Below are 25,476 nucleotides of genomic sequence, written 5' to 3' on the forward strand. Positions count from 1 at the left end.
TGCTTTTTTTGAGCGATTCAAGCAACGCGTCCGATGAAGTGAAGTATTGGCCAACGCGCGGCCGCGAACAATCGTCGCGGGCCGTCGAACACTGCCAAACGCACCGCGTTGACTGCCGCAGCTTGCAAAGTCCGTCCATCGTCAAAGGAAATTTTCCGATGCCCACCGTCGCGATCGCGATCTTTCCCGGCGTGCAGGCACTCGACGTCGCCGGTCCCGTCGACGTGTTTTCCGAAGCCAACCGCTTCATCGCGGCCGAAGATCGCTACGAGGTGAAGCTGCTGAGCACCTTGCCCGCACCGCTGCGCGCGTCCAACGGCATGGCGCTGATCGCCGACGCCACCTTCGACACCGCGTGCAGTCCGTTCGATCTGGCGCTGGTCGCGGGCGGCCCAGAGCTACCCGATACGACGCCCGAGGCGCCGCTGCTGGAGTGGCTGACGAACGTCGCCACACAGTGCACCCGTTACGGCTCGATCTGTACCGGCGCATTCGCACTCGGCCACGCGGGGCTGCTCGACGAACGCAACGCGACGACGCACTGGCAACACGCGGCGCAACTGGCCGCGCAATTTCCGCAGGCGCGCGTCGATTTCGACCGCATCTATCTGCGCGACGGACCGCTCGTGACCTCCGCCGGCGTAACAGCCGGCATCGATCTGTCGCTTGCCCTCGTCGCGGAAGATTACGGTCCGCACATCGCGCTCGCGGTCGCCAAACGCCTGGTGGTGTTCGCACAGCGGCAAGGCGGTCAGTCGCAATTCAGCCCTTATCTGACCGCGCCCGCCGACGACACCTCGCCCGTCGCCAAAGTGCAGGCACACGTCATGGAACGGATTCGCGAGAGCTTCACGGTGAAGCAACTGGCGGACGTCGCCGGTATGAGCGCGCGCAACTTCGCGCGCGTGTTCGTGCAGGAGACGGGCGTGACGCCGCATGAATTCGTCGAGCGGGCGCGTGTCGATGCCGCGCGCAAGCTGCTCGAAAGCAGCGACGCGGCGCTCAAGGCGGTCGCTTACGACTGCGGCTTCGGTACAGCGGATCGGATGCGCATTGTCTTTGCGAGGCGAATCGGCGCGACACCAATGCAATACCGCGAGCGCTTTCGCTCCACATAGAGACGCGGTCTGGAGGCAACCCGGCGTGTGAAAGACGTGCCGCTGCATGCCGGAAATGCGCGTGAGAAAATAGCCGCCTCATCCAGCCAACGATCCCAAGGAATGCCATGACACCCTCTTCTCCGACTCGCGCGATCGTCACCGGTCACAACCGCGGTCTGGGCGCCGCGCTCGCCGAACAACTGCTCGCGCGCGGCATCGCGGTGCTGGGCCTGTCACGCTCGCGCCACGCCACGCTCACGGAACGCTTCCCGGCATTGCTCGAGGAAATCGAACTGGAATTGGCCGACACGACGCGCGTCACGCAATGGATCGCAACCGACGCATTGCGCAGCTTCGTCAGCGGCGCGCAAACCGTTCTGCTGATCAACAATGCGGGCATGGTGCAGCCGATCGGCCCGATCGAAGGACAGGACCCGGCGGCGATCGCCATGGCGGTCAGCCTGAACGTCGCCACGCCGCTGATGCTCGCCAGCGCGCTGGCTGCAGCCGCGGTGGACGCCGCCGACCGCCGCGTCGTCCATATTTCCAGCGGCGCGGCCCGCAACGCGTATCCGGGCTGGAGCATCTATTGCGCAACGAAGGCGGCGCTCGATCACCACGCACGCGCCGTCACACTCGACGCGAACCGCGCGCTGCGTATTTGCAGTCTGGCGCCGGGTGTCATCGATACGAATATGCAGGCGGAGATTCGCGACAGTGCCGTCGAACAGTTCCCGATGCGCGAACGATTCGAAGAGCTCAAGCGCAACGGCCAGCTTGCCACGCCGGAGCAGTGCGCCACGCAAATGCTCGACTACGCGTTAAGCGATGCGTTCGGACAAACGCCCGTAGCCGACATTCGCGAGATCGCGAAGCCGGCCTGAAGCGCACCAACAGCGCTCCCGAAAAGTCTCACCTTTGCGTTAATTCGCCGTTGATCCGCCGCTAACAGGCAGATCAAACGCCGGGCGCGAGCATCATGCCGCGCTCGGCCGCACCGATCTCACCGTGCGGCACGAACACATAACCCTGCCCCCAGACGGTCTGCACATAGCGCGGCTCGGAAGGATCGATCTCGATCAGCCGACGCAGCCGCCATATCGACACATCGAGGCTGCGGCCTTGATGCACCACGCTATTGCCCCGTAGCTTCTCGTTGAGTTGCACGCGCGTGAGGACGGTCATTGCGTGATTGACGAAGATTTTCAACAAGGCGAACTCGGAACTACGCAGCGCGAAGCGCTCGTTGTCGCGTTGCAATTCGCGTGCGGAAAAGTTCAGCTCGCAACGGCCAAAGCGATACGGCGGCCGCGTCTCCGGCGCGCCGGGCGCGAGCGCGCCGCGCCGGCGCAGCAGCACGCGAATGCGTGCAAGCAGTTCGGCCGGATCGGCGGGCTTGCTCATGAAGTCGTCGGCGCCGAGCTCGAGGCCGATCACGCGATCGATCGCCGTGCTGCTTGCCGACAGCAGAATCACCGGCACATCGTTGCCGCTCATGCGCAAGTCACGGAGCACCGCCAGCCCGTCGCCGTGCGGCGCCGAGATGTCGAGCACCATCAGCGCCGGCCGCTCCGCCTCGACCACGTGTTTGAGTCCCACGCCTGGCGGACGTGCCGACACGCCGCAGCCCTGTCCACGTAAAGATTCGCCCACCACGGCAGTCAAGCCGGCGTCGGCACCCACGAAAAGAATATGCTGACTCATCCAACTGATCCCCGGAGACGATCGTTTTTTTCAGCGACGGGCGTGTCTGCCTTGCGGATAGGGCAAAGCCGCCGACCTTGTCGTCTGCGTCGTCATCTTCTCTGTTTGCGTGCGTTCTCAAAACGCGGAACAGCCCCCAAGGTTGCCAATTTCTTCCAAACTCTTTCAACACGGAAAGTGATAGGGGAGCGGGCGTTCCGTCACAGCGCAATATGCAACCCGCTCCCGAAAAACCTCACCTTTCGCCCGTAGCGATGGGAGTTTGACGCCAGGCGGATCGTGAACCGGTCCCGAAAACCCTCACCTCAAGCCAGTGGGGGCAGGCCGCAAAGGCATGCTGGGCGGGGAATGGGTAGTGCAGAATGGGCTACTCCCGCAAACTCTCACCTTTGAGTCGCGAGAAGGGGCCGGTCTATCAAGGCGGGACGCCGCACCCGCTCACGCAGTATGAAAGGCACTGCGCGGCGCGGCTCCCGAAAACTCTCACCTTTCGGCGTTGCGGTCGTGCCGCAAGCGTTCAGCTGGCCAGCTTGCGGAACGTTTCCAGCACGGCCTCGCCCTTGAACGGCTTGACGATCCAGCCTTTGACGCCCGCTGCCTTGCCGCGCTCCTTCATGGCCGGGCTGCTTTCCGTCGTGAGCATGATGACGTTGACGGTCTTGTTCGCGAGTTCGCCGCGAATCTTTTCGACCATCGTCAGGCCGTCCATGTTCGGCATGTTGACGTCGCTGATCACCAGCTTGATGCCCGGGCTCGCCTGAAGTTTCGCGAGGCCGTCCTTGCCGTCCACGGCCGTGTCGACGTCCAGACCGTTCTTCTTCAGAAAGCCGGCCACTTCGTCGCGCACCGTGCTCGAATCATCCACCACCAGAATTTTCGCCATGTTGTTTCCTTTGATAAGACTTAGAACAGATCCAGTTCGCCGGCTTCGACCATCGCGCCGACATCGTCCGCGACTTCCTTGAAGTCCTCCGGCGACCAGCTCAGGCTGAACACGAACCGCTGATGCAACTTGACCGAGTGGCCCGACTGCGGCTCTTTCAGCCAGTACGTGAAGCACAATTGCGGATTGCCGGTGCCGAACGAGATGTACTTGTGCTTGTGATTCACCAGCAACGGCACTTGCACCTGACTGCGCGCCCAGGCATCCGCATCGCCGACATAGCGGTTCTTGAACGAACCCCAGACCAGATTCGTCACCTCACCCAGCACGTCGTTCAGATCGCGGAAGTCCGCCTCGCCCTCGCGCGCGCTGTCGACCATCCGGTATCGATCGAGCAGGTCGAGAATCGGCGTCTCTTCGGCCTGCATCATCATGTAGCCGCGGCACCATGCGCTTTCCAGCGGAATCAGACTGAACACCTCACCGAAGATGATGCGGTCGCGCACGATGTACGGCGTGTCGCACGTGATGGTCAGATCCTTGAAGACGTCGCCGAGTATCGCCTGCGTCATGTCGGCGATGCCGCGCACGAGCGCATTCGGATAGTCCAGACTAAAAATGTATTCGTCGATCACCTCCCGCAGCGGCGCCATGTCGTGCGCGACGTACGCGGCGCAGACCACGCGACGCAAACTCTCCGGCAAGCTGTCCACGCTCGGCTCGCTGTCGCGCCGCATGATGATCGGCAACTCGGGGCGCACCGCGTTGATCCGGATCGCGATCTCGGCGCCGGCCTCGGCGGAACCTCCATAAGTTTCGCCAAACAGCACCGCACCCAGATCGATATTCGAGCGCAGCACCGACTGCAAGCGATTCTTGCCGACCTTCACGCCGACCAGATTGTTCTCATCGCAGAAACGCTTGAGCGCTTCCTTGTGCTCCGGGCAATCGTCCAGCACCAGTACCTTGCTGACCGGTTTATTCATGTTCATCGCACGCTCCTGCTCACAGCGGCTCTCCCTCTCTCGATCAAAACAATTCCAGCTCGCCGCTGCTTTCTTCGATCACACTCGTGTCCGCGACGAAGTCGATCGGTGCGTGCGCGCAAACGCAGAGGGTCGCGCCAAGCCGCACGCTACCGTTGAGCGTCACGGAATACGACGACAACAGACCTGGCTTCAATTCATGCAGATGCGCCAGGCAGCGCGCCTCCAGCACATAGGGCGTCGACATGCCGAGGTCGGGGAAGTTGAGCAGCAGTTCCTGATTCATCGCCCCGCAGCACAGATTGCAGATTTCCAGAAAGGCTTCTTCGAAGGGCCGCTCGTCGGCGTCTTTCAGGTAGTAACCGCGCGTGCTGTCGTCTTCGTCGAAATGAAGGATCAGCAGCAAGCGGAACAGGATCGACGAAATGGTCAGCACGACCACCTGGGTGTCGCGGGTCGAACGGGCACTCGCATCAGCGAGCGGTTCGATTTCGCACAGGTCGGCCGAATCCAGCGGCAGGCGCGCTTGCGCCGCTTTACGGAAAATCCGTTCGAAGCTGTCTTTGGCGTGTGCCGTAATCACGCCGGCACCTCGTGCAGCGTCGAATGAAACTGATTCGCCAGCGATTCCACGCTCGCGAGCGAGGCCGCGATCATCTTGCCGCCTGCCTGGATATCCTGGAACGTGGAGGTGGTCGTGAGGTCGTTGCGATGCAGACTGTCGCGATAGCTCTTCGACAACTCCTCGGAGCGCGCGGCGAGCGCGCGCACTTCGCTCGCCACCACCGCGAAGCCGCGACCGGCCGGGCCCGCACGCGCCGCTTCGATCGACGCATTCAACGACACGATCACCACGTGCCGGACAATCGACGACAGCTCCTGATTCTTTGCGTGCATGTCGTGGTTTTGCGTCATCAGCGAAATCATCTGCTCGTGCCAGCGCTCGAAGGTCGCGCCGAGACTTTTGAGCCGTGTGGCCTCGCCGGCGATGTGACGCGCCTGGTGCGCCCAGCGGTCTTTGTCCTCGGTGACGGCTTTGAGCGCCGCGCGCGCATCGTCAGCGCTGGTCGTTTGCTGCGCGAGTTCCTCGCGCAACTGCTCGATCAGCGCCTCCAGTTCCAGCGCCGCTTTCTCGCGTTGCTGAAGCGCATCGCCATGATCGATCCGTGCGGCTTTGAGCGTGTCGACCCGGATTTGCGCTTCGGCATGCAATCGCGCCGTCAGTTTCCTGCTGTGCAGCGTGTGCGCGGCAAAGGTCAGCAGTGCGGTCACCACGCTGCCGGCTGCCGCCGCTGCCAATACGTACTGTTGAATCACAACCATTCCTTGCGAAGTCCGGCGCGAAGCCGGTCGATTGGCGCTTAATCCGCCACTGCGTCGAGTTGAAGCTCGCCGGCTTCCCCGCGTGCCTGCATGCCGAGCGTGTCGACGGCCACGCTATCCGGCAGGCTCACGATGGTCTGGAACTGACGGAAGGGGGCGCCCTCGTGATCGTCCGTAAAGCGCAGTTCGATGCGGCCTTTCTCACGCTTGAGGAAGTCGCGCACGGCATCCATGCCGACGCCACGGCCCGACAAGCCGGTGACGGTTTCGGCCGTCGAAAAACCCGGACGGAAGATGAACTCGGCGATCGCTTCGTCGCTCAGCGTGTCGCCAGCGCCGATCCAGCCGCGCTCCATCGCGATACCGCGAATGCGTTCGAGCGCGAGGCCGCGACCGTCGTCGCTCAACGTGATCTGCAAGGCGCTGGCGTCCACGCCGACTTCGATATCGATCGTGCCGGCCGGTGTCTTGCCGTGCACGCTGCGCGTTTCCGCGGATTCGATGCCGTGGTCCATCGAGTTACGCAGCAGATGCATGAACACGTTGTTCAACATGCCGCCGACCTCGCCGCGCAAACGGTAGCCGTTGTCGTCGATACGCACGGTGGGCGCGGGCTTGCTTAACTCGTTCGCCAGCGACGGCAACGAGTCCAGCACACCGGACAAAGCGTCGCCCACGCTTTCGCTGCCCAGAATCCGCAAGCGGCGACGCAGCGTGTCGCGCATCGACTGCAGTTCGTGGATCTCACCGGCGTTGGTCTGATCCAGCATGCTCAGCGTGCGTTGAATGTCGTCTTTCCCGACCAGCACGTAGCGGCCTGCGTCGCCGGCCTGATTGGCCTGGCCTTTGTTCTTGCGGCCGAGGCTTTGTTCATTGATCTTCGCATAGCTCTCGATCGCTTCGCGCACGCGCGTCAGTTCGCGCATCAGGTCGTCTTGATCCCACGGGCGATCCGCGTCCGGCTGGCGCAGTTCGTGGTAGCTCTGCTCGGTTTCATGCACGACGTTCGTCAGATGCTGCAGGTTGTAAGTCCGCGCGTTGCCCTTGATAGTGTGCATGTTGCGGAACAACTCGGCGATCGCCGCATGATCCGCTTCCGAATGCTTGCGAATGATCCGCTCGTTCTCGCTGACGAAGCCAGCCGAGCTTTCGATGAAGTGATGGAATTTCTCTTCGCTGACCGCGAGAATCTCGCCGATCATGTCGAGACGACGACGCTGTTCGCTGGCTTCGGCCGCGAGCTTGCGCAACTCGGTCACGTCGCGCACGCACAACATCAGGCGCACGATGACGTCGTTTTCGTCGGTGATCGCCGACCAGCTCAGATCGAGAATCTTCGCGCGGCCGTCCGGCATGCGCTTTGAAATCTCGCTCACCAGCAAGTGCTGATTGAACGCGAAGTTGATGCAGTCTTCACCGAGACACGCGTGCGTGGCTGCATCGATTTGCGAGAGCACGTCCGAGCCGAGGTCGGTGTCCGAGAAGACGAGATCCATCAAACCGCGCCCGGCAATGTCCTTCGTTTCGAAGATATCTTCCAGATAGGCCGAGTACTCCGAATGGACCACGGCACCGTCGATCACGGTCAAGATGCCTTGCTGCATGTTCTGCAACATCGCCTGAATATCGGCGGTTTTCTGCTTGAGTTGCGCGGAGCTTTCCTGAATCTTCCCGATCATGCCGTTGAAGGCGACGATTGAGTGACCGATTTCATCCAGCCGACCCACCGGCACGCGCCGCGTGAAATCCTGGCTCGACGCGATCTCGCTCATCATGGCTTGCATGCGACTGAGCGGACGCGTGATCTGGCGATATAGCAGCGAACCGATCGACGTCAGCAGAATGATCGCGATACCCGTGACGATAGCAATCGCCGTGGTCGTGGTGGAGAGCGTCGTGTTCAGCGCAGTGATCGCGTCGTCTTTCTGGCGGTTCTTCTCGACGCGCAACGTGTCTACGATGCCTTCGAGTTCGTCGCGATACTGCGCGACATTCGCAAAGAGATAAGCCTGCGCAAGTTCGTTCTTGCCGTCGGCCTTCATTTTCGCCGTCTCGTCGATGGCGGAAAAGTAGTTCTCGAGGCTGTCGTTCGCCTGGGACACCAGGCCCTTCTGAGCCTGGCTCGCAGCGTCTTTGGCCTGCAGCGCGAGCGCCTGTTGCAGGGTGGTTTTTTTCTTCTTCAGTTCGTCCTGCGCCTGGCTCACCATGTTGGCGTCGGGCGCGTAGACCAGCGTCATCGTGGAAAGCTGCACGTCCTTGACTTGCGACACGAGGTCGGCGGAAGCCAGCGCGCTGGGAACAACGCCCTCGGTGACCTTGCGCACTTCGGCCGCGCTGCCGCGCGTTTGATACACGGCGTAGCCGCCAATCGCCGATAGCGCGACGAACATCAAAACAACCAATAGCGTAATGCGATGACGGATAGTCATGTAAAACCCCCGAGAGCTGGCCTTCGCGTCAGCCCTCGTTGGAGCAGCGCGCTTTATGCGAAATATGGTTCGACTTGCAGCACTGCGGAGTATTGCGAACGCATGTTACTAAGCGATGACTACAAAGACTTTTTGCGCTTCGGGGAGGTGAAATATAGTGCTAAAGTTTTTGGATGGGATGCCGTTAATCATGGGCATTTTTTTGAACGCTTCAGCGAAGAGGCGGAAGATGCTTCGACGCTTCACGCAAGGTGAGCGGCGACATGATGTCTCTCGTATCGGAGAGAAAGCGGCTCACCGGTTGAGGCGCGTGCCACGCGTAATCGCGTAAGGCCCAACCGATGGCTTTGCGGATAAAGAAATCGCTTTCGCCGGCCAATGAACGCGCGTAGCCGAACAAACGCGTTTCGTCCGTGTGATCGCGCCAGCCCAGTTGATGAATCATCGCGACGCGTCGCACCCACATCGATTCGTGCTTGAGCGCTTCATCCATCGCGGCTTGCACTCGAGGTGTATGGACACGCGCGGCTCTCAATACATCGCCGACCACGCCCGCGAGCGGGTCGACGCAATCCCACCACGATGCGCGCTGTGCGATCTCCAATAGATGCACGATGTCCGCGGCATTGAACGTCTTCCATTTGCGTGCGAGCAGATCGGTGGCGACATATTGGTATTCGCGTGCGGGCATCTTCCACAGCACGTGAGCGCACGCCAGCAGATGTTCGGCATTCTCCACCTGAAGGCGCTTGAAAACCGGTAGCACCACCTGCCGTCGCAGTGGCGTGGCCACACCAATGAACTCGAACTGATCGCGCATGTAGGCACGCATGGCGGGTGCGCGCCCGGCATCCGCGTGCGGCGCGAGCGCTGCCTCGATCTCTTTGGAGAAAGCGGCCGGTGTCACGGCGAGACGCCGTTGATGCGGCGGATTGCTACGTTCAGACGGACAGCCATGCAGAACTCCGATGGAAGGAAACACTATCGAGCGAGGCGAAAAATCGATCGATGAGGGACGATCGGTCGCGATCCCGAATTCCCTCACCTTTACTTTTGAAGTGCGCACACAGGTAGCGATATTCTCACCGCGTGAGCTCCCGAATAGTCTCACCTTTGGCTTTCAGCGGCCTTCTCATTCGTCGCGTGGATCACGCGCGCGGCAGCGTTTCGTTTAAGCCTGCGCGACGTTGCGAGGAAGCACGATCGAACCACGAGGGCCATCGCCGCCACCTGGGCCGCCACCTGGGCCACCGCCAGGACCACCTCCGCCGGGGCCACCACCACCCGGACCACCACGCCCCCACCCCGGCGGCGGCCCCCACCAGCAACCGCTCAGTGTGGCGACCAGAGCAACCAGCGCGGCAATTGCCAAGAGCTTCTTCATGCTTTCTCCTTCGATCAGTCTACGGACACGCTGCGTTCTCGCTTTTGTATGGAGCGATGGCGCTGCGGGTGTTAGCCGCAACTTATCAACCCGTGAAGGATCATGTTTTACGAGGTCGTTACAAGCCTGTGGCGATTAGCGACGCTCGCGTGCCAGGCATGAGGTCTTGCGCAGCCGTGCTCGCGGGTTACGCGGTCGACGCGGCGTTACGCGGGTGGGCCGCTGCATTCACGCTTTGTTTGTATATGGAAGAGGCTGTAAGGAGATGTGGCGTGTCGGTGAGATATTCGGGCGCCAGTCGCGTCACCGTTGCTTGCGACAGAGGCAACTCCCTGGAAATCCTCACCATATCGAAAGTGCGGAGCGGTGGTGAAGTTGACTCACCTCCTAGAATCGCTCACCTTTGGCGAGTCAATCTCCTGGAACGTCTCACCTTCACTCGGGCCGTTGCTGTATCCTGGAATGTCTCACCTATAGGAAACGTTGGCGCGATTCCCTGGAAATCCTCACCTTGACGGCTGAATGCGCGGTCTCCTGGAACGCCTCACCTTTAATCGCGGTGATCGTGTGGCGCTCGAAAACGCTTACCGTTGGGCACTTTGCGTGATCTCCTGGAATTCCTCACCGTCTGTTTTCGGTGACTGCATCGGGACAGAAATTTTCACCAGGATTCGCGGTGACCACATTGAATTCGACGCACTCACCGATGTGTGGGTGACGCCGTCATGCGTGGAACCCTCACCTCTATGGGTTCCACGGACATCTCCTGGATCGACTCACCTTTCGACGTCTAGGCGTTCATCTCCTGGAATTCCTCACCATTCTGGGATCGCTCACCGCGTTGGAACCGAACGCCCATGCCATCAAAACTTCACCTTCACCTGAAACCCGATCGTGAACGGAAGGTTGTCGGAAGGAATCGGCGGGATCACGATGAAGTTCGCGCCCACGCGTTTGTATTCGACCATCACGATAGGCGCGACCACCGGTCCGATCGTATGATCGCGGCCGAGACCCCAGTTGCCGTAGTTATAGCCCGAGATGATGCCGCCGATTGCCGCGAGTCGCACGATGCCCCAGTGCGCAAATTCGGGCGCCCACACACCGCCGCCATAATAGGAAGGCCGGCGCAGCGAGTTGCGGAAGCCCCCGGCGGTGAGCGCCCACTGGTTGTTTAGCCAGCACTCGACGCCAAGACCTGGATTGAACTGATCGAAGTGAGTGCCCGGATCGGGGTCGATATGATACGAGCCAAGCATTGCGTCGACCCAGACGCCACCTTCGCACCAATCGCTTGCATGCGCGGCGGACACTGCGGCGAGACTCGCTACGAGTGCCACCGCCGTTCGTCGAAGGTTCTTTTTGATCTGCCGAAAATGCATGTCTTCTCCGCCACCGGTCGAGCGCCGGCGTCATCTGTGTTCTGGATAGTCGTGCTTGCCGCCCGTCGCGCACTGTACCTCAACCCGCGCAGGCGATGTTGAGGACACGCTCGGACCCGCGGGCACGCGACGTGCCCCGTGAGCAAAGACATAACGATATCGGAGAACCGATGGCAAAGCGGTGAAGACTCGAACTTGCTTTTCGGAAGAAGGTTCAGAGACCGAGGTCGGACAATCCTGGATGGTCGTCAGGACGGCGCCCAAGCGTCCAGTGAAACAGACGGTCCGTTTCACGAATCGGCAAATCGTTGATGCTCGCGTGACGGTGCGCCATCAGCCCATGCTCATCGAATTCCCAATTCTCGTTGCCATACGAGCGGAACCAGTTATTCGAATCGTCATGCCACTCATAGGCAAAGCGCACGGCGATGCGATTATCCGTGAACGCCCAGAGCTCCTTGATCAGGCGATAGTCGAGCTCCTTCGTCCATTTGCGGCGTAGCAAGCCGACGATCTCCGCGCGACCATGCGTGAATTCGGCGCGATTGCGCCACACGCTGTCGACGGTATACACGAGCGAGACGCGTTCGGGGTCGCGACTATTCCAGCCGTCTTCAGCGCCACGCACTTTCTGGATCGCAGTTTCGCGTGTGAACGGCGGCAGCGGCGGGCGGGTTTCGATCGGATCGGCCATGTTGTTTCCTCAGTCAGATTGCACGGTCCGCCGGGGTGGCGGTCGTTTGCGGGAAGACTTGTTTAAAGCGTGGTGGGCCTCGCCGACGCATGCCGCGTCGAGCACCGATTGTGCGGCGGCTTGCGCGTCGAGCGCGGCGTCGGCGTTACCGCTCACGAGTGCCACGCCGATCGCTCCATCGAGCAAAATCAGCCACTGACGCGCGAGGCCTGCGGCGCGGCGCGCATCCATGCCGGACTCGGCGGCGTAGTCATCGCATTGGCTTTGCACGAAAGCGAGCAGGCGCTCCTTGTGCTCACGCGCGACCACCCGGATCGGATCCTCTGGGGAAGCAATTTCGCCAGCCGCGTTCAAAAACGCACAGCCGTGAAAATCCGCCGAGACAAACCATTCGCGTAACACGTCGAACATGCCGAGCAAGCGCGCTCGCGCAGTGTCGCCCCGCTTGTGTGTGCCGGTAATGAACCAGTTCATCCAGCGTTCGTCGCGCCTTTCGAGCGCGGCAGCTACGAGTGCATCCTTCGACTCGAAGTGCGTGTAGAAACTTTTGCGCGCTGTGCCGGACTGTTTGACGATGGCGTCCACACCGGTTGCGTGAATGCCGCCGGCGTAGACCAGCGCTTCAGCCGCGGCCAGCAGGCGCTCGCGCGCACTACCGGGCGAAGACGTTTCAGCTTGAGTTTCGGTGACCATGAACGAAGGGTAGAACGATCATTCTCCTTCGTCAAGTTTTTGTTTTTGCGACCTAAGCACGCTACCTGTTATCGTCAATGGATCGATTCGCTGGAAGGTCCTCCATGATCCGCTCGTTGACACGCACCATCATGCTGCGCAGCTTGCTCAGCGCAACGCTGCTGACGGCGGTGGCCTGCACGCCGATTCAGGTGCTCACGCACTCCGTCAGCCAGAACGAGACGCGCGTACCGGTCGGCCACTACGAAATGGATCCCGACCACTGCAGCATTACCTTCGACATCGACCACTTCAAGTATTCGCGCTTTACGATGCGCTTCGATCGCAAGCGCGGGCAGCTCGACTGGAAAGAGGGCGGTCTGGATCAGAGCACAGCGTCGGTCACGATCGACGCCGCGAGCATCGATACCAATGTGCCGCTGCTCGACAAGATGGTGAAGAGCGACAACATGCTCGACGTCGCAACGTATCCCGAGATTCGCTTCGTCAGCACGCGTTTTGATCGCACTGGCGAATCGCGCGGCACATTGACGGGCGATCTGACCATTCACGGCGTGACGCAACCAGTCACACTCGACGTCACCTTCAACGGATTCGCACCCGATCCGCTCACGAAAAAAGACACGCTCGGTTTTTCGGCAGATGGCCACTTCAGCCGCGCGAAGTTCGGTCTGGCGACCTGGTATCCCGCCGTGGGCGACGATATTCATGTGCGCATTCAGGCCGAGTTTGCAAAAACGCCCGCAGGCGCGTGAGCGCGATGCGGGCGTTTTTGAGGGTGATGCGTTGAATGCGTGCGCTTAGGTCGCGCTACACGAAACGTCGGAGAAACCCGTTCACGCAGCCGTCCAGTCGAGAATCACCTTGCCGCTTTCGCCTGAGAGCATCGTGGCAAAGGCTTCCTGATAGTCATCGACCTTGAAATGGTGCGTGAGGATCGGCGACAGATCCAGCCCGCTTTGCAGCATCGCGACCATCTTGTACCAGGTCTCGAACATCTCGCGGCCATAAATGCCTTTGATTTCGAGCCCTTTGAAAATCACCTGCGTCCAGTCGATTGCGGTTTGTGCGGGCGGAATGCCGAGCAGCGCGATCTTCCCGCCATGGTTCATTGCTTCGAGCATGCTGGTGAATGCGCTCGGCACACCCGACATTTCCAGCCCGACGTCGAAGCCTTCGGCCATGTGCAGGTCCGTCATCACGTCGCGCAGCGATTCGCGCGCGACGTTGACGGCGCGCGTCGCGCCCATCTTGCGCGCGAGTTCGAGACGATAGTCGTTGACGTCGGTGATCACCACGTTGCGTGCGCCGACGTGTTTGGCGATCGCCACCGCCATGATGCCGATCGGCCCCGCGCCGGTAATCAGCACGTCTTCGCCGACCAGATTGAACGACAGCGCCGTGTGCGTGGCGTTGCCGAACGGATCGAAGATAGCGGCGAGATCATCGGAAATCTCGGGCGGAATCTTGAACGCGTTAAAGGCCGGAATCACGAGGAATTCAGCGAATGCGCCTTCGCGATTCACCCCCACGCCCACCGTATTGCGACACAAATGTCGACGACCCGCACGACAGTTGCGACAGAAGCCGCACGTGATATGTCCTTCGCCCGAGACGCGATCGCCGATCGCAAAGCCGCGCACTTCCTGGCCCATCTCGACGATTTCGCCGACGTATTCGTGACCGACGTGCATCGGCACAGGAATCGTTTTCTGGGCCCAGTCGTCCCACTTCCAGATATGAATGTCGGTCCCGCAAATCGCGGTGCGCGTGATGCGGATCATCACGTCGTTATGGCCGACTTCGGGTTTTTTGACGTCCGTGAGCGTGAGGCCCGGGCCGCGTTCGAGTTTTGCCAGTGCTTTCATGTTCGCCCCGTATTAGATGACACCGAGCTCACGGCCGACACGCGCGAATGCGTCCACGGCGCGATCGATCTGTTCGGGCGTATGCGCGGCGCTCATCTGCGTACGGATGCGCGCGCGCCCTTTGGGCACGACCGGGAACGAGAAGCCGATCACGTAGACGCCTTCCTTCAACAGTGCATCGGCCATTTTCGAAGCGAGCTGCGCGTCGCCGAGCATGACGGGGATGATCGGATGCTCGCCGGGCACAAGTGTGAAGCCAAGCGCGCTCATCTTGCTGCGGAAGTACGCGCCGTTTTCGCGAACGCGTGCACGCAGTTGCGCGCCTTCGTCGCTGGCCAGCAATTCGAGTACTTTGAGCGAGGCCGCGGCAATACTCGGCGTCAGCGTGTTCGAAAACAGATAGGGACGCGAGCGTTGCCGCAACAACTCGACGACCTCTTTGCGCGCGGCGACGTATCCGCCCGATGCGCCGCCCAGCGCCTTGCCAAGCGTACCCGTGATGATGTCGACGCGCGCCAGCACGCCGCAATGTTCGGGCGTGCCGCGTCCGTGTTCGCCGACGAAGCCCACTGCGTGCGAATCGTCGACCATCACCAGTGCGCCGTACCGGTCGGCCAGATCGCAAATGCCGGCGAGGTCGGCGATGATGCCGTCCATCGAGAAAACGCCGTCCGTCGCGATCAGTTTGAAGCGCGCGCCAGCAGCTTCGGCTTCTTTCAGGCGCGCTTCGAGATCGGCGAGGTCGTTGTTCTTGTAGCGAAAGCGCTTCGCCTTCGACAGACGCACGCCGTCGATAATGCTTGCGTGGTTCAACTCGTCGCTGATGATCGCATCGTTCTCGTCGAGCAGCGTTTCGAACAGGCCGCCATTGGCGTCGAAGCAGCTCGAATAAAGAATGCAGTCGTCCGTTTGCAGGAATGCGGCAAGCGCCTGCTCGAGTTCTTTGTGCACGGTTTGCGTGCCGCAGATGAATCGCACCGACGCCATGCCGAAGCCGTCGCGGTCCAAACCGTCTTTCGCTGCATCGATGAGACGCGCGTCGTCGGCGAGACCAAGGTAGTTGTTCGCACAGAAATTCAGCACGCCCGTACCGTTTGCCAGGCGAATGTCCGCCGATTGCGGGCTCGCGATCACGCGCTCGTTCTTGTAGAAACCGTCGGTGCGAATCTGCTCTAGAGTGCCGCGCAGATGGGCAAGGTAAAGGTCACGCATGAACCAGACTCCTGAAAGGGTGAGTGTGCCCATGTCAGCCTCAGCGTGTTCGGCATGTGCGACGCAGGGGCGGGCTGTTATAGTCGGCTGTCAGCTTTATCGGATATTTTCGTTTTTCCGAACTAAAATCCGGTATATCGAACAACTCTAAACGATGGATCGGTAAATGGCAAGTACGGGAATCCGCCGTGCCGCTGCGAAAGCGGCGCCCACTTCAGGTGTGAATTCGGTTCCGGCGATTGCGGCGCCGCCGCGTGTGGGCGAGCAGATTCAGCGTCTGCGCGCCGAACGTCGCATGACATTGGATGATCTGTCGCGCGCGGCCGGTGTGTCGAAATCGATGCTTTCGGAGATCGAACGCGACAAGGCCAATCCGACGATCGCCGTGGCCTGGCGATTGACCAACGCGCTCGGCGTCAGTCTGGATTCGTTGTTCGCGCCGCAAAAGACGCCGGAGGCGATCGCCGTTTCCGGTCCGCACGAGATTCCCACGTTGAGTGGGCATGACGCCAAGTATCAATTGCGCGTGTGGGGGCCGATCGAACTGGCCGGCAAGTTCGAGTGGTATGAGCTGACCTTGCAACCGGGCGGGGCGCTGGTGTCGAATGCGCACGAACCCGGCACCCGCGAGCATTTGACCGTGCTGCATGGATCGATAGAGATCGAAGCCGCCGGCACGACCAAACGGCTGAAGGTCGCGGACACGGCGCGCTACGTCGCCGACGAACCACACGCGATCCGCAATGTCGGCAAGGGTGAGGCGAAGGCGCTGCTGGTGGTGATTCACGGCTGACGCACGCGCGCACCGTCACTATGGGTTGGCGGAATTCGCGCACGCTTCGAGGTTGCGCCTGACACTGTATATTTGTACAGTACAGGGTATCGACTGGAGCCGATAATGAACGACCTGACGACCGCCCGACCCGACCACGCTTTGGCCGCGCTGCGCTATCAGACCGCCGCGCGCGATCTTGAACGCATCGTTCGCAGTATTGCCGCGCGCTATATCGTGCAAGAGGTGCCGCTTACGTGGCGTCTGCTGCAGGCCATCGAGGCCGAGGCGCTCGCGGATCTCGGATTCGCCAGCCGGCACGACGCGATCATGCTGGGCCTGTTCCAGCGGCCGTCCGATCTGCCTTATCCGGAAACGGACGAGACGGTGGACTTCGGCAGTTCCACCGCGCTTCCCGCCGTTTTCGCGTTCGCCGTCAGCGCTTATGAAGAAGCCGCGAGGCGAGCGGCGCAGCCTGCATCAATCGTTGCGCCATCGAAGCGCACGCGGGCTTGGGGCGGCTGAAGGCTGTATTTTCTCCGGTTGCCACCTACAATAGGCGCAACTAACGGAAAGATAGCCCATGTCGCCACCTCATCTGACCGACCCCAGTCCGCGCCCAGCACCCTCTTCGGATCTCTTCGATCAGCAACGTGAAGATTGGCGTCGCGACCCGCAAATTGCCTTCGACGCGTGGCTGGCCAAGCAGCATTTCAGACGCTCTTCCGCTACGGTATATCAAGCGCAGTGGGGACTTTTTCTCGACTGGCTTGGGATTCGCCAGAAGAGTCTGGTGACGGTCGACACGCTCACCATCGCCGAATTCGTAGCCAGTCTCGAGGTTAAAAAACCGCAGCGCCTCAGATATTTGCGATTGATCGAGCGCGTGCTGGACCATGTCCGCGAGATCGAGTCCGCCGGCACCAATCCGGCTCGCTTCATTGCTCAGGATGGCGAAGCAGCCTGGCGGAACGCGCGCGAAAATGAGCCGACTGGTTTTCTTAGTCACGCGGAACGCACTGCGCTGATTGCACATCTGTTTGCTCCGTTGCCGGGTTTGTCAGAGGCGCAGCGTTGGCGAGAACGGCGCGATCGAGCGTTAATCGCAGTGTTTCTCGGTGGCGGTTTGAAGACGGGGGAAGCCATTGCGCTTACGGTTAGTTGCGTGAATGCCGGATCGCCGTGGGTGACGATCGAGTCGGCGAATCCGATGTTGACCAGGCGGACGCGACTCGCGCCTTTTGCTTCCGCAATTCTCGATGCGTGGCTCACCGAGCGGCGCCTCGCCGACCTGCCCGGCAATCTGGTCTTTCCGGGGTCGCCCTCCGGGCGCCCCATGCATAAAGCCACCATGCTGCGCTCAGTGGATGCCTTGGTCGACACGGCCGGGATCGCCGCGTCGCGTATTTCGCGAGCCAGTCCGCAAACATTGCGCAACACGTTCGCGGCAGACCTCTTTGAAAGCGGAGTCGAGGCGGAGTTGGTCGGGCAATGGTTGGGATTTGTGCAGGCGGTATCGGCGAATCGGCTGTATCGGGCGTGGCAGGCGTGGATGGATCAGCAGGATCCTGCAACTTTGCAACACCCGGATCCGGCCGCGCCTCCATTGCCAAACCCTAGGCGCGACGGGCGTTGGACGAGGAAACAGTGAGTGCCGATGACCTGTAAATACTCACCGTACAGGTCCCGAATTTCCTCACCTTTGGCACTTTTGCTGCTATTGCACCGCGTCAAACCGTCCAGTCGACGCCGCGATCGAGCCTGGTGCGAGAAACCGGCTAACCGCTTCCAGCCTTGATTCGCCTAATCCCGATGAGTGATCGCACTCTGGACACTGCAGTTCGAAGCGGTGATCCACTTGCGATAGTTCGGGCTCACCTTCTTCGCATTTTGGGCAGCGCGGCGGCAGGGCGATGTGGCCGTCGACCGCGGTGCCAATCGCCCGCAACTCGTCGGCCGAAAGCCGGCCAGCGTCCACCAGCGAACACAGCAGAATCGCGATCGCCGGATCGATGCCTTGCTGGCCGCGCAACCCGGCAACTTCTTTCGTCAAAGCGTCCACTTCGTCCGACTGTTCGCGCAATTGGGCATCCAGTCGGTCACCGCGCGCCTTCGCTGCAGCGATTTGCTGGATGAAGTCGAATTCCTTCCGACTCGCGTCGCGAACCCCCGACTGGTAGGTCGCCGCCATGCTGCGCAACGAATCGAGCTCGACCAGCATAGGTTTGACACGGCGTTCGGCTTCGGCAACCGCGTCCTTGATCTGTTGAGCATAGTGCTCGGTGCTTTGGCGCAATTCGACGTGCAGTGCATCGATCCTGTCGCGCAACGCACTATTGGTCGTCGATTCGGCGTCAAGGCGTTGACGCAACGTTTCGTTGTCCTGGTCGAGTCGCCGTACGGTCGATTGAAGGCCTTCGTGGTGAGCATTTCCCTGTGTGGTTCGGCTGGACAACTCGGTTTCCAGTGCGCGAACCCTTTCCCAGGCTGCTTCAGCGCGCAGTTCGCTGCGCTTAATGGCGTCTTCCGATGCTTCCAGGCGAATTTCCGCCTCTCGAGCACGCTGATCGGCTGCGGTGACTTCAGTGCGGATTTCCTCGCGCTCGTCGTCCAGCGTCGAACGGGCTTGCACAACCGCCTCTTCAAAAAGCGCCCCGAGCAATTCGCCGGCGCGATCCTCTAACGCCTTCGGGATAGCCCCGGCGCCGACTTTTACGCGCGACACATTTCTGATGCGTTCCCAAAAGTGGTCGATGTCCTTTGGGATGTCGCTAGCGCTACCGGTCTGAGTGAGATCGCGCACTGTGGCCATCGACGGTCGAATTCCGAGGTCGAAAAAAAGCCGCTTGCAAGCGTGAAGCGAAAGTTCTTGCCGCCGAGCGCCGCTCGTCCGCAGCGCGTCAAGCTCATCACGAATGGCTTGGCGCTCCTGATCCAGATTCATGTATACCTCGATGTCGCTCGAATTGGATGAATCATAACAATTTACGTAATGTTCGCTACGTATTTGTTGAGGCTTAGCGGTTTCTAGTCAAGCTCTGTGTTTAGGTGATTTTTTGGCGCGGTCAGATCGTCGCCGGTCTGGTTTTTCCGTGAAACAAAACGAAGAATAGCCAATAAGTATTTGTAGATAAAGAGTTTTTAGCTATTTACCAGCGATCGTGCACTGTTTCACGGACTTGTCGTAACGGCGAAGTGGTTGGATTGCTTTGTCCGAAGGACGCGCGGGTGAAGGTTCTAGAGAGTAATAAAAGTAAACACCTTTGAACCCATGTTAAAAACGTTAACGCCACGGCAAAGCCTTATGCAGCAAGCGTTTCAGCGGGGCAAGGTGAGGCTTTGCGGGAAAGATGGTGAGGTCTTGCGGGAAGGTTGAGTGATGAGGTTCGGGAAGCTCGGTGAGGGGGTGCGGGATAGAACGTGAGCGGGTTCAGGAGCTGTTTAATAAATGGAGTATTCCCAATGGTGAGATTTTGCGGGACCAAGAACGCCGGGACCGCCCGGCAGCGCTCGGCATGCGGTTCCGATGCCGGGCGGCCTAGAGGTGAGGGCTTTCGGGACGCTTCTGAACGGCCAATTCCGGCCTTATTTTGGGTGCGAGAACCTCATTGGTGAGACAAGACGGGAGAAAACGGAAATCGAAGGTGAGGTTTTACGGGGCACAGGGACAGTTTTGCCTCAAATTTGTGCATCGAAGTGCCTAAGGTGAGTGTTTGCGGGAGTCAGGGGTGTCTTTCAGGGTGAATCCTGGGGTGACGACTGTGATTTCCCTCTACCATCGATCGAAAGGTGAGCTAATTCGGGATGCCCTGATTTGCCTTCGTGCCGAATTCCTTGGAATGGCTCGTTTTTGCTATAGGTGAGGTTTTTCGGGAGGTGTTTCGAGGTCATTGGTTCGCTGAGGTGAGGGAATTCGGGAGAAAAACGAGGGAAATCACCTTGGAATGCCCTACTGTCGCTGTCGGTAGCCGCTTCTATTTTTGTCGGCGGAATTCGAAAGGTGAGGTTTTTCGGGACCTTCGTAGTTGGAATTCGAGGCAAGTAACGGCGGTGTGGTCGGTTCTGAGGTGAGGGAATTCGGGAGGCATATCCTTCGATGCCAATGATGGGTGTTATATAAGTCGTTGAAATAAAAGAATAAAATGTTGGATCTAGTGAAAGGTGAGGTTTTTCGGGAGGCTATTTTCGGACGATGCCGGCGGTATCCGATGGCGCTTCGGTGAGGGTTTTCGGGGGGTATTTGCCGGGTGTTTGGGGCCCTGATTCGCTGGAGGCCGCGTCGTTTCTAGCACTGGACACGCCTTAAGGTGAGCTTTTTCGGGGGGTGTTTTGCCGGTTCTGGGAGTATTTTCGCGTGGCGGCGCCTCGCGGGCTGACGCTCAGCACTGTGTACTGCGCCGTAGACAGGGCTATGGCGTGACAACGGTTCGACTGTCTGTTCACACGAGATGGGCGGCTAGTGCGCGGTGTTGGTGCTGGTAGGAACTGAATGGCCACGAAGTTGGGAGCTTCGGGTTGTGGCCGGTACTCCCGTACGAACTGTCCCCGCTGTGCCGTCCAGGAGGGCTGCCCGACTGAGCCGATTCGTTTTTTGCCTAGCCACGCTCACCCAGCCTCGATAGGCCGTCGCGCGAGTCAGCATGGCGGTTAGCCCTAAGCGGCGGCGTCGTTCGTCGCGTCCAGTCTCTCCCCTCCCCCACCGACGCAGCCTCGGACCGTGCTCGGAGCGACAAGATCACCGCCGACTCGTCGGCCGTTCCCCCGCACTGCATCACCCAAAACCTGCGAAATTTTTTTGAGGTGAGAAGATTCGGGATCAAAGAGCTCCCGCTCGTGATCGCCGCGAAAACGTCTGGATTTGCCTGGGCCGCGACCTGTAAGGATGGCCCGAACCTGGCGTCAAACGGGAAAGGTGAGGGTTTTCGGGAGTGGCTCGAGGTGAGTCGCGTACCGTAAACTCACTTCACCGGGAACGGTGAGAGTCGCGCTATAGACGCTTATCACCACAGCCGGTATGCTCTCGCCAAATCCCTCCTCGACCAGATGCATGGCCACCAAGCGCGCGAAGAAGACCGATGTAGTCAGCCCGAGCTCGGCGGAATTGCGCAAAGCCGTCGAGGCGATCGCGATTCAGCCCAAAAGCGGCAAAATCACCCTCCTCACCCGCAAGCTGTTCAACGTGCTACTCGCCGTGGCTCAGCAAGCCGACGAATCCGGCGATACCTATCGGGCCTTGCTGTCCGACATCGTTGCCAATTCCGCCTTCGATTCCAACGATACTGCGCTCGTCAAGGAACACCTGCGGCGCATGGTGTCGGTGCAGGTCGAGTGGAGTACGGGTACGTCCAGTCAGAAGCCTGGGCGCAAATGGGGTATTTCGACTCTGATCGCCGACGCGGAAATTCTCGAAGATCCCACCACGCGCCGTGTTTGGGTGGAGTTTTCGTTTGCTCCGAAGATCAAGAAGAAACTGCTCGATCCGGTTCAATACGCGCGCCTGAGTCTGCAGTTTCAGAGTCAGCTGCGTAGTAGCGCCGGTTTGGCGCTGTACGAGATTTGCGTACGCTATTTGACGAACCCTAGCCATCTGACCATGCGTGAATCATGGGAATGGTGGCGTCCGATCCTGTCCGGCACGCCGGACACGGAAGCGGGCGATGAGGCGAAGCGCGAGTACAAGTACTTCAAGCGTGATTATTTGCGCCCGGCGATCGCCGAGGTGAATGCCGTCACGAACATCTTCGTCGAATTGATCGAGCACCGCGAAGGTCGGCGCGTCGCGGAAATCCAGTTCCGTGTGACCGAGCGCAAGCAGCCGATGCTCGCGCTCGACGAGCATCCGAACGTGTTCGACAGCACGTTGGTCGACCGGATGGTGAAGATTGGCATCCCGCTGAAGGAAGCGCAGACGCTTTACGCGGATAGCGAAGAAAACCGCATTCGCGCTGCATTGCAAATGACCGAGCAGCGCATGCGCAGCACTTCGCTGCCGGCGGTGCGCAGCGCACCGGCGTTGTTCAAGGATGCGTTGAAGAAAGGTTATGCGCCGCCGGTTGAATCGTTGCCGTCCGGCGGCGTCGTCGGTAAGGCCGCGATGGCGGCACCGGCCGACGACCTCAAAGCGCGTCTGCTCGGCGAGTACTCGGCTTATCGGCGCAAGGAAGCCTACGCGTTGTACAACGAACAAGGCGACTCGGAGCGGGAGATCGCACGGCAATCGTTCGAAGAAGATGAACTGCCGGTGCTTGGCACGCACATGCGTGACGACTGGCGCCGTCGCGGGCTCGATTCGAAGATCGTCGAGACTGCGTTCTTCGATTGGCTGGCCCGCAAGACCTGGGGCGAGCCAACCGATGGTGATCTGCTTGCCTTCACGCTGAGCCAATCGCGCGCAGCGTAATCATTCAGCGGTGCGGCACTTCAGAGGAAGTGCCGCTGCGTCCCCCGCCTCGCCTTATTTCAGGCTTTCCTACTTCAACATCTTTTCGATTTGCCTGAGGATGTCATCGCGCTTTTCACGCGAGAGCCCCTTCAGGCGCAACTCGATCCGGTCATCTCCATACGACTTGAGATCGCCAACCGATACGCCGCCGAGTTTGATTTCCAGGCGCTGCGCGTAGCGCTGGCGCCCCGCGGGCTTGGTGCTCTCCTGGGCATTGGCTCGTCCTTTGACGATGTCGGCGACCTGCCGCGTGCTCAGATCGTCGGCGAGTATCTTGTTGATCAGACGCAGCGTGGCGTCGGCACCGCGCGCCGTGTGATAACGGCCGACCTGATACGCCATGTTCGAACCGAAACGATCCGGCCGGGCGACCATCTCGTGCATGACTGTTTCGGGCAGCTTGGCGATCGATAAAGCGACAGCGACTGTCGACTCGTCAAGTCCGAGATGCTCCGCGAGCTCTTTCTGACTCTGAAAATGCCGATCATCGAGAAAGCGTCTCCAAACGACTGCGTTGTCGAAAACCGTCTGCGAGTCACGTTGGACGTTGAGGTCGTAGCCGAGCTTGTAGCTTTCGAGGCCGATCGGCAGGTCGATGACGATTGCCTTCGCCGATTCATTGTTCGCTTCCTTCAACGCCCGAACGCGCCGGCCGCCGTCGCTGACGAAGTACGTGCCGGGATTGTCGTAGTCGGGAATGACGTGAATGGCCTGCTGCTGTCCCTGCTTCGCGAGATTGACTGCCAGTTCGGCAATCGACGACTTCAGATAGAAGTGGCGTGGGTTGAACGGGCTTGGCTTGATGGCCTTGAGCGCGAGGTCGATGACCTGGCCCGGCCGATAACCATGCTCGAGTCTCCACGCGCGATAGGCTGCGGATTCATTGGCGACGTCGGTGGTGTCGACTTCTGTAACGCCAGGCGATACGGCCGAAGTAGTCGCTCGCGAGGGGATCTCGTTGGCCGTGGCGCCGTTCTTCACCAGGCCGTCAATTGCGTTCAGGCGGTCCAGCGCGGTTCGCTTTTCGCTGCTGGTCGTATCAGGACGTGCTTGAAAGCCTTTGGCAAATTGGGAGGGTTTCATTCAGGGTCCTTTCTTTATGCGCATAAATTCAGGGGAGCAAGGCGGCGATCTCATTCGCGCATGCCCTTACTTCGAGGGCGGCAAGCTTGGCGCCGCGATCGTTCATCTGAAGCACCGTCTGCCCTAGCGCCATGGCTTGTTTGTAGGCTTCGCGTGTCGGAATCTGAGTCTTGAGCAGGGGAAAGCCGAGTTCTTCCAAAGCGCGCTTCAGTTCGCGCGTCAGCATCCGCTTTTCTTCGGTCTTGTTCAGCAAAAAGACGGCGCGCAGATCTTCATTCATCACTTGGGCCTGCTGGACAAGCTTTACCAAGCCGATGCTCGACCAATAGTCGGCGGGCGATGACGACGTCGGGATGACGGCGACGCTAGCGGCGAGCAGCACGACGCCGGAAACTTTCTCGGTGATGGAGGGCGGGCAGTCGACAACGATGATGTCGTAGTCACTGACGAATTTCTTGATTTCACGGTGAATCTGGCTGCCGGCCTCTGAGAGATTGACGACCGGGAAGGGAATGCCGGTGTCACCGTCTGACGATGCGCTGGCCCAGTGGATCAGCGTGTTTTGACCATCTGCGTCTACGACGAGGACGCGTTTGCCTTTCTCATGAAACGCAGCCCCGAGATGCATCGCGATAGTGCTTTTCCCGACTCCACCCTTCTGCTGAGTTACCGCGATGATTTCCGCTGCCAATCTTCACCCCCTCTTTTTAGACGCAGATGGATTCTACCTGGATGAGTTTGTATTTCAATCGTTTTTGTGTAAACACAATAACGATTAGCCGTTTGGCCTAGGTTTATGCGCATAAAGGTTTGCGGATCGAGGTCGGCGGGTGGTCGCCGGAGGTGCGATTCTTCCGCCTTCGGTTGCGATTGGCGAGGCACCGATTCGGTTACGGCGGAGCCCCGCAGCGCGGCAACCTAGGGAGATGGGAATTGCGAGGAGCAACTCCCGAGGTCAGGGGCGTGACTTCTTTCCGGTCGTCGGGCGCTCTATCGACGATCTTGCGGATGTGTCGAGTCAAGCTCTTATGGGACTCTTCACGCGCAGTCGGGATGCTTCAGCCGACGAAAATTGCGCGTCGGTGCGGTGCGGTGAGAAAGGCGCGGAACGCCCGGGCGCAGCCTAATTGGTTTTTCGTTTGTGCTTTCGAGCCGGCGTGGCAAGCAGCGAGCGGCCGACGGATCACACGGGGACGCAGAGGCTTTATGCGCATAAAGTCCCCCGGCTCACCGGCTCACCGGCTCACCGGCCCAGCGGCCCAGCGGCCCAGCGGCCCAGCGGCCCAGCGGCCCAGCGGCCCAGCGGCCCCTTGGGCGGACGCTCGCTCAGCCCGCGGAGGCGTGTCATTTTCGGTATCGCCGGAACACCGTTGAACCCACGAGCCGACGTTTGCGTTACACCCGCGCGGTTCAGATCTGCGTGCGCTGCAAGCAACCGCCATGAAACGACATCAGCGACGCAAGCTCCGGAGCCGACAGCCTTCAATACTCAACGCGTCTTTATGCGCATAAACCGGAGAG

23 protein-coding genes are annotated in these 25,476 nt (G+C 60.3%); 7 read left to right on the forward strand and 16 right to left on the reverse strand.

Annotation, left to right across the window (positions count from 1 at the left end):
- The first annotated feature begins 158 nt into the window (after positions 1-158).
- Together FQ705_RS07410 and FQ705_RS07415 are read left to right on the forward strand one after the other, a co-directional pair.
- Positions 159-1,118, forward strand: coding sequence for a GlxA family transcriptional regulator (locus FQ705_RS07410; RefSeq protein ID WP_144138980.1), 960 nt, complete (start codon positions 159-161; stop codon positions 1,116-1,118).
- A 107-nt stretch (positions 1,119-1,225) separates the two neighbouring features.
- The gene (locus FQ705_RS07415; protein ID WP_144138983.1) at positions 1,226-1,984 is read left to right on the forward strand and encodes an SDR family oxidoreductase; all 759 of its coding nucleotides are present in this window, start codon (positions 1,226-1,228) and stop codon (positions 1,982-1,984) included.
- Between the two features lie 73 nt (positions 1,985-2,057).
- On the opposite strand, the gene FQ705_RS07420 is transcribed toward FQ705_RS07415, so the two are convergent.
- The 11 genes from FQ705_RS07420 to FQ705_RS07470 all read right to left on the reverse strand — a co-directional run bounded on the left by FQ705_RS07420 (position 2,058) and on the right by FQ705_RS07470 (position 12,578).
- Entirely contained in the window at positions 2,058-2,804 is a 747-nt protein-coding gene (locus FQ705_RS07420) for a winged helix-turn-helix domain-containing protein (protein WP_144138986.1), read from the reverse strand.
- 517 nt (positions 2,805-3,321) lie between these two features.
- On the reverse strand, positions 3,322-3,687 hold the full coding sequence (locus tag FQ705_RS07425) for a response regulator (protein WP_144138988.1): 366 nt from the start codon (positions 3,685-3,687) through the stop codon (positions 3,322-3,324).
- 20 nt (positions 3,688-3,707) lie between these two features.
- The gene (locus tag FQ705_RS07430) at positions 3,708-4,679 is read right to left on the reverse strand and encodes a chemotaxis protein CheX (protein ID WP_144138991.1); all 972 of its coding nucleotides are present in this window, start codon (positions 4,677-4,679) and stop codon (positions 3,708-3,710) included.
- A gap of 37 nt (positions 4,680-4,716) precedes the next feature.
- Positions 4,717-5,256, reverse strand: coding sequence for a hypothetical protein (locus FQ705_RS07435; protein ID WP_144138993.1), 540 nt, complete (start codon positions 5,254-5,256; stop codon positions 4,717-4,719).
- Complete coding sequence (locus tag FQ705_RS07440; protein WP_144138996.1) at positions 5,253-5,990, reverse strand: methyl-accepting chemotaxis protein; 738 nt, start codon at positions 5,988-5,990, stop codon at positions 5,253-5,255. The genes FQ705_RS07435 and FQ705_RS07440 overlap by 4 nt, the downstream gene beginning before the upstream one ends.
- A 44-nt stretch (positions 5,991-6,034) precedes the next feature.
- Entirely contained in the window at positions 6,035-8,425 is a 2,391-nt protein-coding gene (locus FQ705_RS07445) for a HAMP domain-containing protein (protein WP_144139001.1), read from the reverse strand.
- A 211-nt stretch (positions 8,426-8,636) separates the two neighbouring features.
- Positions 8,637-9,332, reverse strand: coding sequence for a DNA alkylation repair protein (locus FQ705_RS07450; protein WP_144139004.1), 696 nt, complete (start codon positions 9,330-9,332; stop codon positions 8,637-8,639).
- 264 nt (positions 9,333-9,596) lie between these two features.
- A complete protein-coding gene (locus FQ705_RS07455) occupies positions 9,597-9,809 on the reverse strand; it encodes a hypothetical protein (RefSeq protein WP_144139007.1) in 213 nt (70 codons plus the stop codon).
- A gap of 863 nt (positions 9,810-10,672) precedes the next feature.
- Positions 10,673-11,191: a hypothetical protein gene (locus tag FQ705_RS07460; protein ID WP_144139010.1), complete on the reverse strand. Its 519-nt coding sequence runs from the start codon at positions 11,189-11,191 to the stop codon at positions 10,673-10,675.
- 214 nt (positions 11,192-11,405) lie between these two features.
- A complete protein-coding gene (locus FQ705_RS07465) occupies positions 11,406-11,885 on the reverse strand; it encodes a DUF1348 family protein (protein WP_144139013.1) in 480 nt (159 codons plus the stop codon).
- A gap of 9 nt (positions 11,886-11,894) precedes the next feature.
- Entirely contained in the window at positions 11,895-12,578 is a 684-nt protein-coding gene (locus tag FQ705_RS07470; protein WP_144139016.1) for a TetR/AcrR family transcriptional regulator, read from the reverse strand.
- 104 nt (positions 12,579-12,682) lie between these two features.
- Between FQ705_RS07470 and FQ705_RS07475 the strand changes: the two genes are divergently transcribed.
- Positions 12,683-13,333 carry a YceI family protein gene (locus FQ705_RS07475; RefSeq protein WP_144139019.1) on the forward strand — a complete coding sequence of 217 codons (651 nt, stop codon included), beginning with the start codon at positions 12,683-12,685 and terminating at the stop codon, positions 13,331-13,333.
- Between the two features lie 81 nt (positions 13,334-13,414).
- Here FQ705_RS07475 and tdh read toward each other — a convergent pair whose 3' ends face one another.
- Positions 13,415-14,446 carry an L-threonine 3-dehydrogenase gene (tdh, locus tag FQ705_RS07480; RefSeq protein WP_144139022.1) on the reverse strand — a complete coding sequence of 344 codons (1,032 nt, stop codon included), beginning with the start codon at positions 14,444-14,446 and terminating at the stop codon, positions 13,415-13,417.
- A gap of 12 nt (positions 14,447-14,458) precedes the next feature.
- Positions 14,459-15,658: a glycine C-acetyltransferase gene (locus FQ705_RS07485; RefSeq protein WP_144139025.1), complete on the reverse strand. Its 1,200-nt coding sequence runs from the start codon at positions 15,656-15,658 to the stop codon at positions 14,459-14,461.
- A gap of 166 nt (positions 15,659-15,824) precedes the next feature.
- On the opposite strand from FQ705_RS07485, the gene FQ705_RS07490 reads away from it, so the two are divergent.
- From FQ705_RS07490 to FQ705_RS07500, 3 genes are all read left to right on the forward strand, one after another.
- Positions 15,825-16,451: a helix-turn-helix domain-containing protein gene (locus FQ705_RS07490; protein ID WP_144139028.1), complete on the forward strand. Its 627-nt coding sequence runs from the start codon at positions 15,825-15,827 to the stop codon at positions 16,449-16,451.
- Between the two features lie 105 nt (positions 16,452-16,556).
- Positions 16,557-16,955, forward strand: coding sequence for a DUF2471 family protein (locus tag FQ705_RS07495; protein ID WP_144139031.1), 399 nt, complete (start codon positions 16,557-16,559; stop codon positions 16,953-16,955).
- A 58-nt stretch (positions 16,956-17,013) separates the two neighbouring features.
- Positions 17,014-18,081: a tyrosine-type recombinase/integrase gene (locus FQ705_RS07500; protein ID WP_144139034.1), complete on the forward strand. Its 1,068-nt coding sequence runs from the start codon at positions 17,014-17,016 to the stop codon at positions 18,079-18,081.
- 66 nt (positions 18,082-18,147) lie between these two features.
- Here FQ705_RS07500 and FQ705_RS07505 read toward each other — a convergent pair whose 3' ends face one another.
- Complete coding sequence (locus FQ705_RS07505; RefSeq protein ID WP_144139038.1) at positions 18,148-19,374, reverse strand: DNA-binding protein; 1,227 nt, start codon at positions 19,372-19,374, stop codon at positions 18,148-18,150.
- 2,103 nt (positions 19,375-21,477) lie between these two features.
- Here FQ705_RS07505 and FQ705_RS07510 point away from each other — a divergent pair.
- The gene (locus FQ705_RS07510; RefSeq protein WP_144139041.1) at positions 21,478-22,830 is read left to right on the forward strand and encodes a replication initiation protein; all 1,353 of its coding nucleotides are present in this window, start codon (positions 21,478-21,480) and stop codon (positions 22,828-22,830) included.
- Between the two features lie 69 nt (positions 22,831-22,899).
- Here FQ705_RS07510 and FQ705_RS07515 read toward each other — a convergent pair whose 3' ends face one another.
- Positions 22,900-23,955 (reverse strand): ParB/RepB/Spo0J family partition protein, encoded by a 1,056-nt coding sequence (locus FQ705_RS07515; protein WP_144139044.1) that lies wholly within the window; start codon positions 23,953-23,955, stop codon positions 22,900-22,902.
- Positions 23,956-23,983: 28 nt separating this feature from the next.
- Positions 23,984-24,646 (reverse strand): ParA family partition ATPase, encoded by a 663-nt coding sequence (gene parA, locus FQ705_RS07520; RefSeq protein WP_144139047.1) that lies wholly within the window; start codon positions 24,644-24,646, stop codon positions 23,984-23,986.
- Positions 24,647-25,476 lie beyond the last annotated feature (830 nt).

Source organism: Paraburkholderia sp. BCC1884 (assembly GCF_900996225.1).
In the GTDB taxonomy this organism is placed as follows: Bacteria; Pseudomonadota; Gammaproteobacteria; order Burkholderiales; family Burkholderiaceae; genus Paraburkholderia.